The sequence below is a fragment of the Stenotrophomonas maltophilia genome, from assembly GCF_002799245.1.
GTDB lineage: Bacteria > Pseudomonadota > Gammaproteobacteria > Xanthomonadales > Xanthomonadaceae > Stenotrophomonas > Stenotrophomonas maltophilia_S.
Genome location: NZ_NEQV01000001.1, coordinates 428,659 through 441,289 on the forward strand (window position 1 = coordinate 428,659; position 12,631 = coordinate 441,289).

Sequence of the window (12,631 nt, forward strand, 5' to 3'; positions counted from 1 at the left end):
AAGCCCAACCAGCCGATCCCGCAAAGCCACGCAGCACCTGCCGCAAAAAAGGGGACGGAGGGGATTAAGTCGTATTTGTCATAAGCGCCGTGATCCCGCCCCTCCCCTTCTATAATCGCGCCCTTTCCGCAGTCCCCGCCGTCGATGACCGTTGCCGCCTCTGCTTCCGACGACTTCCTGGGCCACCCCAAGGGCGTCTACGTCTGCTTCTTCACCGAAATGTGGGAGCGTTTCTCCTTCTACGGCATGAAGGCGCTGCTGCTGCTGTACCTGACCAAATACCACCTGTTCGGCGACAAGGCCGGCCTGGACCTGCTCGGTGCCTACGGGGGCCTGGTGTACTGCATCCCGGTGTTCGGCGGCATGCTGGCCGACCGCTGGCTGGGCATGCGCCGGGCGGTGCTGTTCGGCGGCATCCTGCTGGTGCTCGGCCATCTCGGCATGGCCTTCGAAGGCCACGCGGCGTACCGGGTGAACGGCGAAGTGGTGCGCGACACCTCGGCACTGGCGGTGACCTACCTGTCGCTGGCGCTGATCATCATGGGCGTGGGCTTCCTGAAGCCGAACATCTCCACCATCGTCGGCAAGCTGTACGCCAAGGACGATCCGCGCCGCGATTCCGGCTTTTCGCTGTTCTACGCCGGCATCAACCTGGGCGCGCTGTTCTCCTCGCTGGTGTGCGGCTTCCTCGGCGAAGCCTACGGCTGGAAGTACGGCTTCGGCGCTGCGGGTATCGGCATGCTGGCCGGGCTGGCGATGTTCCTGTGGGGCCAGAAGTACCTGCAGGGCCATGCCGAGCCGCCGCAGCCGGCCGCGCTGAAGCAGAAGGTGCTGGGCTTGCCGCGCGAATGGCTCATCTATCTGTGCGCGGTGCTCGGTGTGCTGCCAGTGGCGTGGCTGATGTGGGCGGCTGGCAACGGTGCGTTCGCGCTGGGGGGTGAAATCAGCCTGGCATTGATGCTGATGCTGGTGGTGCTGGGCGGCGTGCTGGTCTGGTTCGCCTGGTTCACCGGCAGCAAGTGCACGCCGGTGCAGCGCCAGCAGATGATCGCGCTGATGGTGCTGATCTTCATGGCGCTGGTGTTCTTCACGATGTACGAGCAGTCCTACGGCTCGTGGGTGACCTTCACCGACCGCCTGCTGACCAAGGACATCGTGCCGTCGCTGGTGATCACCGGCGGTACCCCGCTGCCGTGGTCGATCATCTCGTTGCTGCTGGCACCGCTCGGCTTCGTGGTCAGCGCGCGCCTGTCCGAACGGCGCCCGGGCTCGGCCGCGCCGCGCACGTTCTTCGCCGCCATTGTCGTGCTGATGCTGGTGCTGCTGGTGCGCGACTGCCTGGTGATTCCGCAGACCGCCGGCTCGCTGACCTACCTCGGCGGCCTGTTCCTGGTGCTGCTTGCTCCGGCCTTTGCCGCGCTGTGGACGTGGATGGACCGCCGTGGCTGGGAACCGGGCAAGCCGGTGAAGTCGGCCTGGGGCCTGGTGATCGGCGCGCTGTCGTTCGTGCCGCTGGCACTGGCCGCACAGCAGGTCGGTGCCACCGGCGAGATGGCCAGTGTGTGGTGGCTGGTGCTGGCCTATTTCCTGCTGGCCAGCGGTGAGATGTGCCTGTCGCCGGTCGGCCTGTCGGCGGTGACCCAGCTGGCCGTGCCGCGGGTGATGAGCCTGATGATGGGCACCTGGTTCCTGGCCACCGCATTCTCGGAAACGCTGGCCGCACTGTTCGGCAAGCTGGCCGCGATCGATGTACCGGAAGGCGAATCGCTGGACATGGTGGCCGCTGCCGGCGCCTATGCACACCTGTTCTGGCTGCTGATGTGGATCGGCCTGGGCTGTGCGCTGGCCGCCTTCATCGCCGCGCCACTGCTGAAGAAGATGATGCACGGGGTGAAGTAAGCCCCGCGCATGCGTAAAACCAGGGCGGCGGAACGATCCTCCGCCGCCCCGTCAGCTCAGGGCGCCTTGTCCTTGCCGGCCACAGGTGCGGTCGTCGCGGTCTTGCCCCCCAGGCTGCGTGCCAGGAACGCCAGCAGCTTGTCGTAGTACTCGCTGCGATGGGCCTCGGTATAGAAGCCATGGCCCTCGGTCTTGTAGTACAGGCTTTCCACCGGCGTGCCGGCGCGCTTGAGTGCCGCTTCCATGCGCTCGGTGTGCTGGATCGGCGCACGCTTGTCTTCGCCACCGGCGGCGAGGAACACCGGCACCTTGATCCGTTCGGCCAGGTTCACCGGCGACACCGCACCCAGCTTGGCCGGATCACCCAGCCATTCGCGCAGGTAGGTCACGCCTGAACCGCGGTCCTGGATGTCGCCGCGGGTGTACATCATCGGCAGGTCGTAGACGCCGACATAGCCGGCCGCGCACTGGTACAACCCGGGTTCGCGGGCGGCCCCCATCATCGCCGAGTAGGCGCCGTAGCTGGCGCCATAGATGCAGATGCGACGGCCGTCGGCGATGCCTTCGCTGATCGCCCAGCGGGTGGCATCGGTGACATCGTCCTGCATCGCCGCGCCCCACTGCTGCGCGCCGGCCTGGGTGTGGGCCCGGCCGTAGTTGCCCGAACCACGGAAATTGACCTGCAGCACGGCATAGCCGGCGGCGGCCAGCATCTGTGTTTCGCGGTCGTACTGGCCGGAATCGAAGATGTCGAACGGCCCGCCATGCGGCATCACCACCATCGGCAGGTTGCGCCCGTCGCTGCCCGCCGGCAGGGTCAGGAAGCCGTGCAGCGGCAGGCCGTCGCGGGCCTTCAGTGCAATCGGCTTCACGCTGGCACTGCGCTCCACGTCGATCCAGTCGCTGCGGCTGATCAGGTGTTCAGCCTTGCGCGCCACCGTGTCGTACACGTAGAAATCGCCGGGATTGGTGCCCGACCAGGTTTCCACCAGCACGACACGGCCATCGCGGGTGCTGGAGGTGATGTAGACCGCGCCCCCGAAGGCCGCTTCCAGGCTGCGGTACAGCCGCGCATCGGCCGAGCCTTCATCGAAGAAGCGGGTGCGCGGCCTGTCGCCCAGGTACAGCGCGCCTACCGGCACATGGGTCCCCGGCCGATGGATGATGCGGTAAGGATTGACCACTTCGTCGCGCAGCAGCGTGGCGCGCTCGCCGGTCTGCGGATTCCAGCTGACGATCGCATCGGGACCTTGCGTCTGCTCGACATTGAGATAGGCCAGGTTGCCATCGGCCGAGAAGCCGAGGGCGGTTTCGATGCGCTTGCTGACCGCCTCGTCGTTGATCAGCTTCCAGCTGTCGCCGCTGCGTTCGCGGAAATACAGCTTGTTGATGTTGTCGCCGCCCGAGCCGTGCACGAAGCGGACCTCGCCCGCACCATCAGTGGTGAACTCGCCGCGTCGAACCGGTGAGGATGCCACCCGCGAGCGACGACCACTGGTCACATCCATGCGATCGACACGGGTGAACGGATCCTCGGCCAGCGGCCACACCGTGACCAGCACGTTGCGCTCGTCGCCCGGCAGGTCGTCGGCCAGGAAGGCGGCGACCGCCTCGACCTTCTTCGGCTGGATGCGGGTTCCCGGGCCGTTGCTCTCCACCCGGTAGCCCACCAGCAACTCGCCGCGATTGCCGTTGGCATCGATGGCATAGAGCTCACCGGTGGGATTGGGCTGGTCGAGCGAGCCCCACTTCTGGGCCAGGCCGATCAGCAGGCGCTCGTTGCTGACCCAGTCGAATTCCTGCGCGTGGTTGCGGCTGGGGGGCCGGAAACTGCCGACCATCTGCTTGTCCTTCAACCGCAGCACGGCGATCGCGGTGGTGTCCTCCATCGGCACCGTTGCCGCCACGTACTCGCCCCCTGGCGAGATCTTGATGTCGGTGAAGGTCTCGCGACGCAGGTACTGCGTCAGGTCCACCGCCCCCACGCTGCCTGCGGCAACGCCCCCGATGACGGCCAGCGCGGCCGCCAGAATCGTCTTGTGCATCCTTCCCCTGCTCCTGTGGACACCTTGTCCTGGTGGCCGATTCTAGGCAGGGCCGCGGGTTTCCCGCCAGAGCCAGAAAAGACGACGGCACCGTTGCCGGTGCCGTCGTTGCCACTACCTTGGAGAGAGAGTCAGGACGTGGGTTCGGGGGGCGTGCGCCGGGTCAGTGGACCCCGCGCACCGCCAGCATGAGGGCCAGGATGCTGAGGATCACGGCGATGGTGCCATCGAGCACGCGCCAGGTGCTGGGCTTGGTGAACAGCGGCGCCAGCAGGCGTGCGCCCAGGCCCTGCGCGGTCAGCCACAGGCAGCTGGCGGTGACCACGCCAGCGGCGAAGGCCATGCGGGCATTGCCGAAGTTCTCGGCGATGGAGCCGATCACCATCATGTCCAGCCAGAAGTGCGGGTTGATCAGCGAGAAGCCGACCGCGGCCATCAGCACCGCGCGGCGGCTGCCGTCATCGCTGTCGGCCTCGCCCATGCCACCGCCGCCGGCGATCGCACGGCGTGCCGACTTCATCGCATACCAGGCCAGGAACGCGACGCCGGTCCACAGCACGGCCGTGGTCAGCCACGGCAGTGCCGAGGTGAGCGTGCGCAGGCCGGCCACGCTGGCAAAGATGAAGATCGCATCGATGGCCGCGCAGGTGGCGACCACCGGCACGATGTGCTTGCGCAGGATGCCCTGGCGCAGAATGAAGGCGCTCTGGGCCCCGACCACGGCGAACAGGCCGATGCCGGTGGCTGCACCAGAGAACCAGGCACCGAGGCCGGTGCTGGCGGAGATGACCGAGAACATGGGATTCACTGCCTTGTATTGCTTTGGGGGGACGGTGCCTCGCGAAGGCGGACAGCACCGGAACGGGCGCCATTGTCGCGCCGCAACATGAAAAAGACGAGCTAAACTTCCTAAACCAACATTAGCGGAGCTTAATTCGATGCGTATCGACCATGCCCAGCTGCGCGCCTTGGCTGCGGTGATCCGCGAGGGCAGCTTCGACCGCGCCGCGCAGTCGCTGAATGTCACGCCTTCGGCCATCTCGCAGCGGGTCAAAGCGCTGGAGGACCGGGTCGGGCGCCTGCTGGTCAAGCGCGGCACCCCGGCCACCGCTACCGCCGAGGGCCAGGTGCTGGTGCAGCTGGCCGAGCAGACCGCCCTGCTCGAGCACGATGCGCTGCACCGGATGGGCCTGGCCGACGAGGATCTTCCCCAGGCCAGCATCCCGGTGGCGGTGAACCACGACAGCCTGGAAACCTGGTTCCCGCAGGCCGCCTCGCAGTTCGCGCAGAGCACCGGCACCACACTGGACCTGCGCGTGGAAGACCAGGACCACACCGTCGAACTGTTGCGCCAGGGCACGGTGCTCGGTGCGGTGACCACGCTGGACGAGCCGGTGCAGGGCTGCCAGATCCATGCGCTGGGCAGCATCCGCTACGCCGCGACCTGTACCCCCGAGTTCCGCGAGCGCCATTTCGCCAAGGGCGTGACCGCGCAGGCGCTGGCACAGGCGCCGGTGCTGGTGTTCAACCGCAAGGACGAGATGCAGTCGCGCTTCGCCCGGCGCATGGCCGGCGACGACCTGCCCAGCACCGCGCCGACCTGGTGGATTCCCTCCACGCGCGCCTTCGTGCAGGCCAACCTGGGCGGCATGGGCTGGACCATGAACCCGCTACCGCTGGTCAAGCGGCACCTGGACGCGGGCCGCCTGGTCTACGTGCGCCAGCGCGCGTGGGAAGACGTGCCGCTGTACTGGCAGCACTGGAAGGGCGACGTGCAGACCATGGCCCTGCTGACCCGCGCAGTGCTGGATGCCTCCTCAGCACTGATCCGCCGCAAGCGCTGAAAAAGGGGACGGAGGGGATTAAGTCGTTTAAGGCAAATACGACCTGTAAGGCAAAAGCGACTTAATCCCCTCCGTCCCCTTTTTTGGGGCTCCATCGGATCTCCATCATCTCTACACACCGGGTCCATGCGTGATGCGGATACTGGCCGGCCGATCACCACAAGGATGTCCGGCATGCCCGTGTACCTTCGCGATGCCCGCCCCGACGATGCCGCTGCCTGCGTCGAGCTGCGCGGGCGGACCCGCGAGAACGCCTTCAGTGCCGAGCAGCTGGCGCAGCTGGGCATCACCGTGGACAGCTGGGCGGCCGGCATCGCCCAGGGCGATTCCATCGGCCGCGTCGCCTGGGAAGGCGAGCGCATGGTCGGCTACTGCTTCGCCGACCACCACAGCGGCGAGGTGCTGGTGCTGGCCCTGCTGCCGGACTACGAGGGCCGCGGCATCGGCCGCCAACTGTTGCAGGAAGTGGTCAGCCTGACCCGCGATGCCGGCCACCAGCGGCTGTACCTGGCCTGCTCGGCCGATCCGCGTTCGCGCTCGCATGGCTTCTATCGCCGCCTGGGCTGGCGCCCGACCGGGGGGATCGATGAGGCCGGCGACGAGATCCTCGAGTTGATCTGACGGGATGCCTCGCCGGGCATCGCCCGGCGCTACCGGTGACGGTGCCGCGAAAGGCCGGATGCTGCGTTGCATCAAAAAAGGACCGGAACCGGTTAGAATCGCGACAGGATGTTGCAAGGCGTTGTTTCTTCACGCCCTTTCCCTGCCCCACGCGCATCCTGACCCCCTCCCCTCCGCCAACGATCCCGCCCCCATGAAGAAATTTGGCAAGGCCCTGCTCGCCCTGCTCGTGCTGCTGTTGCTGGCCGCCGCGCTGTTCCTGTACTGGCCGCTGACCCAGCGCTCGGTGCCCGCCGCCAGCAACGACAAGCCCGTCGATGTTGTGCTGGTCGGCGCCGGCATCATGAGCATCACCCTGGCCACCTACCTGCAGGAACTGCAGCCGGACTGGAACATCCAGGTCTACGAACGCCTCGACGGCGTCGCCGGTGAAAGCTCCGACGGCTGGAACAACGCCGGTACCGGCCACTCGGCCTTCGCCGAACTGAACTACACCCCGGAACTGCCCGACGGCAGCATCGAGACCAAGCGTGCGGTCGGCATCGCCGAATCGTTCGAGGTCTCGCGCCAGTTCTGGTCGCACCAGGTGAAGGAAGGCCGGCTGAGCCAGCCCAGCGACTTCATCAACCCGACGCCGCACATGAGCTTCGTCTGGGGCGATGACAACATCGCCTACCTGCACAAGCGCCAGCAGGCCCTGGTGAAGAACCCGCTGTTCTACGGCATGCAGTACTCCGAGGATCCGAAGCAGATCCAGCAGTGGGCACCGCTGCTGATGGAGGGCCGTGATCCGAAGCAGAAGGTCGCCGCGACCTGGATGCCGCTCGGCACCGACGTCAACTTCGGTGTGATCACCCGCCAGCTGACCACCGGCCTGCAGCGCAGCCCGAACTTCAGCCTGCACCTGAACCATGAAGTGAGCGCGCTGCGGCAGAACGCCGACAAGAGCTGGAACGTGACGGTGAAGGACCTCAAGGCCGGCACCGAGACCACCACCCACACCCGCTTCGTGTTCATCGGTGCCGGTGGCGCCGCACTGAAGCTGCTGCAGATGTCGGGCATTCCGGAATCGAAGGACTACGCCGGCTTCCCGGTCGGTGGCCAGTTCCTCGCCTTCCAGGGCCAGGACGTGACCTCGCGCCACGGCGTGAAGGCCTACGGCATGGCCGAGACCGGTTCGCCGCCGATGTCGGTGCCGCACCTGGATGCACGCAAGCTGGACGGCAAGCCGGTGGTCCTGTTCGGGCCGTTCGCGCTGTACAGCACCAAGTTCCTCAAGCACGGCTCGTGGTGGGATCTGTATTCCTCGGTCACCCACAACAACGTCGGCCCGATGCTGGAAGTGGGCAAGGACAACCTGGACCTGGTGCAGTACCTGATGGGCCAGGCGCGCCTGAACGATGCCGACCGCCAGGCCGAACTGGTCAAGTACTTCCCCAATGCCAAGCCGGGCGACTGGAAGCTGGTCACCGCCGGCCAGCGCGTGCAGATCATCAAGCGTGATCCGCTGAAGGGCCCGGTGCTGCAGTTCGGCACCGAGATCGTGACCGACAAGGACCACACCATCGCCGCCCTGCTTGGCGCCTCGCCGGGCGCGTCGACCTCGCCGCCGATCATGCTGGACTTGATGGCCAAGGCCTTCCCGGACCAGATGAAGGCAGGCTGGGAAACCCGCCTGCGCGAGATCGTGCCGTCTTACGGGCGCAAGCTCAATGACAGCGCTGCGCTGGTCAACGAGATCCGTACGCTGACCAGCCAGACCCTGCACCTGCCGTACCTGGAGGTGCCGGTGGATGCCAGTGCGGCAGCGCCTGCACCGGCCGCGGTTCCGGCCCCGGCCAAGGAAAAGCGCAACGCCAACGAGGAACTGCAGGCACTGTAAGCCCGCGCGTTCCTTGCGATGCAGACGGACGGCCACCTTCGGGTGGCCGTTCGCGTTTGTGGCCAGCTGTCGAGCCGAGCCCACGCTCGGCTGCTCTTCGGGGATGCCAACAACCGAGCATGGGCTCGGCTCTACAGAAGGCGATGCCGGGTGCCGGAATGCCGATGCACACTGACGCGAATTGTAATGTTGTTAAGAATTATTTACATTTGCATCCTGCGCCATCACTGCACCCCTCCAGATGGACCTGACCGTGCCCGAAGCCGCCGCCCCGGGTGCTGGACGCCTGTTGCCGCCCTTCCCCGCTTCCAAGCCTCGAGCCCACCATGTCCCTGACTTTCCCTAACCGCCTGCCCCGCCGCGCGCTGCTGCCGGCTGCCCTGCTTTCGTCGCTGTCCCTGCTGGCCGCGCCCGGCGCGTTCGCCGCCACCGATGGCGCCGCCGACGCCAAGACCCTGGACCGGGTCAGCGTGCGTGCCGAGCAGTCCGCACCACCAGCCAGCACCACGCGCCTGCCGATCACCCTGCAGGAAACCCCGCAGTCGGCCACCGCGATCAGCCTGCAGCGCCTGCAGGACGAATCGCTGTTCAGCATCAACGATGTGATGCGCAACGTGACCGGCGTCAGCGTGTCCTTCTATGACACCCAGCGTCCGCTGTACTACGCGCGCGGCTTCGCCATCACCGACTTCCAGGTCGACGGCATTCCCACCTACAGCGGCTCCACCAACCAGGAATACGACACCGCCTTCTACGACCGCATCGAAGTGATCCGCGGCGCCAACGGCCTGCTCAGTGGTGCCGGCGTACCGTCGGCCACGGTCAACCTGCTGCGCAAGCGCCCTGGCAAGGAATTCGATGCGTCGTTCTCGGTCAGCGCCGGCAGCTGGGACTACCGCCGCATGGAAGCCGACGTGACCGCACCGCTGACCGATGACGGCCGCTTCCGCAGCCGCGTGGTTGCCGCCTACACCGATCGCGGCCTGTATTACGACCGCTACAAAGAGAACAAGATGGCCGGCATGGCGGTGCTGGAAGGTGATGTCACCGACAGCACCACGGTCACCGTCGGCTACCAGACCCAGGACAACAACCCGACCGGTTCGACCTGGGGCACCGTGGCGTTCTTCGACAACCAGGGCAACTTCGCCCATCTGGCGCGCTCGACCAACCTGTCGCCGAAGTGGAGCTACTGGAAGCGCGAGAGCAGCACTGCCTTCGCCAACCTCGAACAGCGTTTCGGCGACGACTGGCTGTTGAAGATCAACACCGCCTACACCCGCGGCAACGTGCAGAACGTGCGCCTGTACGGCACCGGCAACCCGGACCCGGCCACCGGCTCGGGCATCTACCTGCGCGCGGCCGCCGGTGATTCGAAGGACACCCGCCGCAATGTCGATGCCTACCTGACCGGCACGTTCCCGCTGTTCGGCCGCGACCACGACCTCACTGTCGGCGCGCAGTGGTCGGACCTGGAAGGCACCACGAACACCGTGGCGCTGAACTTCCCGAACGACTGGGCAACCTGCGGGCGTGAACGCTGCTACTACATTCCCAACGTGTTCAACTGGAACGGCGACATTTCCGAGGTGACCTACACCCGCACCGGCGCACGCCGCGTGGCCAGGACCACGCAGAGCGGCGTCTATCTGGCCACCCGCCTGCGCCTGGCCGAGCCGCTGTCGCTGATTGCCGGCGCGCGCCTGAGCCGTTGGGAAACCCTCAGCCGCTCGTACAACGCCGCCGGCGCCTATACCGGCACCAGCGGTGCCTACAAGGTGAGCGATGAGGTCACCCCGTACGTGGGCCTTGTCTACGAGATCACCCCGAACGTATCGGCCTACGCCAGCTACACCGAGATCTTCAATCCGCAGAACTACAAGGACCGCAACGAGAACCTGCTGGCGCCGGTGCAGGGCTCGAACCTGGAAGCGGGCATCAAGACGCAATGGTTCGATGGCCGCCTGACCGCCAATGCCGCCGTGTTCGAGGCCAAGCAGGACAACTACGCAGTGCGTGACATGAGCGTGCCCGAAGGTACGCTGAGCGACGGCAGCTCGGCCTATATCGGCATCAACGGCACCAAGGCACGCGGCTGGGAGATGGACGTCAACGGCGAGATCCTGCCGGGCTGGACGGTCAATGCCGGCTACACCCGCGTCAAGGTGACCCGCGCCGCCACCGACCTGCTGTACGCCAATCCGCCCAAGGACCTGCTGCAGCTCAACACCCAGCTGCAGCTGCGCGGCGCACTGGAACGCCTGAGCATCGGCGGTGGCCTGCAGTGGCAGAGCAGGGTGCAGGGCTACAACATCGCCTACCCGCTCGGCGGCACGGTGACGGTGAACCAGCCGGCGTATTCGCTGGTGCAGTTCAACGCCAACTACCGCATCAGCGACAACTGGACCGCGACGCTGAGCGTGCGCAACGCGCTGGACAAGACCTACTGGGCCAACCTGGACTACAACAACTTCGGCGAACCGCGCTTCGTGTCAGCCAGCCTGCGCTGGAAGTTCTGAGCCAAGCGCATGCCTCGGGGTCGGATCCCTTTCCGGAGGAAAGGGCTCTGACCCCAGGCAACAGGAAAGGGCCCGCCTCCGCGCGGGCCCTTCCTTTTGCTGCACTGCGGATTGCACCCCACGCCATAATTATGCCGTAATTATTTCAACGCCAATCGGAAGCCGGTCGATGAACCCGAGCTGGGATACGTTGGAACGCAGCCGCCAGGCGCGCCTGGAGCGCGCCGCGCCGTGGGCGCGCGGGCACCAGGTGGCGGCCGACGATGTGCACGAGCTGCTGCATGCGCTGCTGGAGCCCGGCGACAAGGTCTGCCTGGAAGGCAACAACCAGAAGCAGGCCGATTTCCTCGCCCAGGCGCTGGCCGACCTCGACCCCACCCGCGTGCATGACCTGCACATGGTGCAGTCGGTGTTGTCCCTGCCCTCGCATCTGGACGTGTTCGAGCGCGGCATCGCCTCGAAGCTGGACTTCTCGTTCTCCGGCCCGCAGTCGGTGCGGCTGGCCAACCTGGTCGCCGAAGGGCGCATCCAGATCGGCGCCATCCACACCTACCTGGAACTGTTCGGCCGCTACTTCATCGACCTGACCCCGCGCGTGGCCCTGGTGGCCGCGCAGGCCGCAGATCGGCACGGCAACCTGTACACCGGGCCGAACACCGAAGACACCCCGGTGATCGTCGAAGCCACCGCCTTCGGGGGTGGCATCGTCATCGCCCAGGTGAACGAGATCGTCGACACCCTCCCCCGCGTCGATATCCCCGCTGACTGGGTCAACTTCGTGGTGCAGGCGCCGCGTCCCAACCATATCGAACCCCTGTTCACCCGCGACCCGGCGCAGATCTCCGAGATCCAGGTCCTGATGGCGATGATGGCCATCAAGGGCATCTACGCCGAGTACGGCGTCAACCGCCTCAATCATGGCATCGGCTTCGACACTGCGGCCATCGAGCTGCTGCTGCCCACCTACGCCGAGTCGCTGGGGCTGAAGGGAAAGATCTGCCAGCACTGGGCGCTGAATCCGCACCCGGCACTGATCCCGGCGATCGAATCGGGCTTCGTCAGATCCGTGCATTCGTTCGGCTCGGAACTGGGCATGGAGAAGTACATCGCCGCGCGTGGCGATGTGTTCTTCACCGGTGCCGATGGCTCGATGCGCTCCAACCGTGCGTTCTCGCAGACCGCAGGCCTGTATGCCTGTGACATGTTCATCGGCTCCACCCTGCAGATCGACCTGCAGGGCAACAGCTCCACCGCCACCCGCGACCGCATCGCCGGCTTCGGTGGCGCGCCGAACATGGGTTCCGATGCACGCGGCCGGCGCCACGCCAGCGACGCCTGGATCAAGGCCGGCCAGCAGGCAGCGCGCGCCGGCGAAATGCCGCGCGGCCGCAAGCTGGTGGTGCAGATGGTGGAGACCTTCCGCGAGCACATGGCGCCGGCCTTCGTCGAACGCCTCGATGCCTGGGAACTGGCCGAGCGCGCGGACATGCCGCTGCCACCGGTGATGATCTACGGCGACGATGTCAGCCATGTGCTCACCGAGGAAGGGATCGCCAACCTGCTGCTGTGCCGCACTGCCGAGGAGCGCGAACAGGCGATCCGCGGCGTGTCCGGCTACACCACGGTCGGCCTGGGGCGCGACCGTGCGATGGTGGAGAACCTGCGCGACCGTGGCGCGATCCGCCGCCCCGAAGACCTCGGCATCTCGCCGCGCGATGCCAGCCGTGACCTGCTGGCGGCGCGTTCGGTGAAGGACCTGGTGCGCTGGTCTGGCGGCCTGTACGACCCGCCCAAGCGCTTCCGCAACTGGTAAGGGGATGA

Annotated in this window: 8 protein-coding genes; 6 read left to right on the plus strand and 2 right to left on the minus strand. The window is 66.5% G+C overall.

The features are described 5' to 3' along the window. Positions 1–144 precede the first annotated feature (144 nt). Complete coding sequence (locus B9Y64_RS02015; protein WP_100439295.1) at positions 145–1,899, plus strand: peptide MFS transporter; 1,755 nt, start codon at positions 145–147, stop codon at positions 1,897–1,899. A gap of 56 nt (positions 1,900–1,955) precedes the next feature. Here B9Y64_RS02015 and B9Y64_RS02020 read toward each other — a convergent pair whose 3' ends face one another. Together B9Y64_RS02020 and B9Y64_RS02025 are read right to left on the minus strand one after the other, a co-directional pair. After that, complete coding sequence (locus B9Y64_RS02020) at positions 1,956–3,944, minus strand: alpha/beta hydrolase family protein (RefSeq protein ID WP_100439296.1); 1,989 nt, start codon at positions 3,942–3,944, stop codon at positions 1,956–1,958. Positions 3,945–4,107: 163 nt separating this feature from the next. Further along, entirely contained in the window at positions 4,108–4,743 is a 636-nt protein-coding gene (locus B9Y64_RS02025) for a LysE/ArgO family amino acid transporter (RefSeq protein ID WP_005415673.1), read from the minus strand. A gap of 139 nt (positions 4,744–4,882) precedes the next feature. Between B9Y64_RS02025 and B9Y64_RS02030 the strand changes: the two genes are divergently transcribed. From B9Y64_RS02030 to mdcA, 5 genes are all read left to right on the plus strand, one after another. Continuing rightward, the gene (locus tag B9Y64_RS02030) at positions 4,883–5,788 is read left to right on the plus strand and encodes a LysR family transcriptional regulator ArgP (protein ID WP_006424060.1); all 906 of its coding nucleotides are present in this window, start codon (positions 4,883–4,885) and stop codon (positions 5,786–5,788) included. 174 nt (positions 5,789–5,962) lie between these two features. After that, on the plus strand, positions 5,963–6,409 hold the full coding sequence (locus tag B9Y64_RS02035; protein ID WP_100439297.1) for a GNAT family N-acetyltransferase: 447 nt from the start codon (positions 5,963–5,965) through the stop codon (positions 6,407–6,409). A gap of 193 nt (positions 6,410–6,602) precedes the next feature. Beyond that, positions 6,603–8,291, plus strand: a complete 1,689-nt coding sequence (gene mqo, locus B9Y64_RS02040; RefSeq protein WP_100439298.1) for a malate dehydrogenase (quinone) — start codon at positions 6,603–6,605, stop codon at positions 8,289–8,291. Positions 8,292–8,617: 326 nt separating this feature from the next. Further along, on the plus strand, positions 8,618–10,810 hold the full coding sequence (locus tag B9Y64_RS02045; RefSeq protein WP_100439299.1) for a TonB-dependent siderophore receptor: 2,193 nt from the start codon (positions 8,618–8,620) through the stop codon (positions 10,808–10,810). A gap of 169 nt (positions 10,811–10,979) precedes the next feature. Then, positions 10,980–12,623, plus strand: a complete 1,644-nt coding sequence (gene mdcA, locus B9Y64_RS02050) for a malonate decarboxylase subunit alpha (protein ID WP_100439300.1) — start codon at positions 10,980–10,982, stop codon at positions 12,621–12,623. Positions 12,624–12,631 lie beyond the last annotated feature (8 nt).

Excerpts from the sequence above, each read along its gene's own strand:
- B9Y64_RS02035 (WP_100439297.1), top strand. The coding sequence starts at position 5,963 with ATGCCCGTGTACCTTCGCGATGCCCGCCCCGACGATGCCGCTGCCTGC.
- mqo (WP_100439298.1), top strand. The coding sequence starts at position 6,603 with ATGAAGAAATTTGGCAAGGCCCTGCTCGCCCTGCTCGTGCTGCTGTTG.
- B9Y64_RS02030 (WP_006424060.1), top strand. The coding sequence starts at position 4,883 with ATGCGTATCGACCATGCCCAGCTGCGCGCCTTGGCTGCGGTGATCCGC.
- B9Y64_RS02020 (WP_100439296.1), bottom strand. The coding sequence starts at position 3,944 with ATGCACAAGACGATTCTGGCGGCCGCGCTGGCCGTCATCGGGGGCGTT.
- B9Y64_RS02015 (WP_100439295.1), top strand. The coding sequence starts at position 145 with ATGACCGTTGCCGCCTCTGCTTCCGACGACTTCCTGGGCCACCCCAAG.
- B9Y64_RS02045 (WP_100439299.1), top strand. The coding sequence starts at position 8,618 with ATGTCCCTGACTTTCCCTAACCGCCTGCCCCGCCGCGCGCTGCTGCCG.
- mdcA (WP_100439300.1), top strand. The coding sequence starts at position 10,980 with ATGAACCCGAGCTGGGATACGTTGGAACGCAGCCGCCAGGCGCGCCTG.
- B9Y64_RS02025 (WP_005415673.1), bottom strand. The coding sequence starts at position 4,743 with ATGTTCTCGGTCATCTCCGCCAGCACCGGCCTCGGTGCCTGGTTCTCT.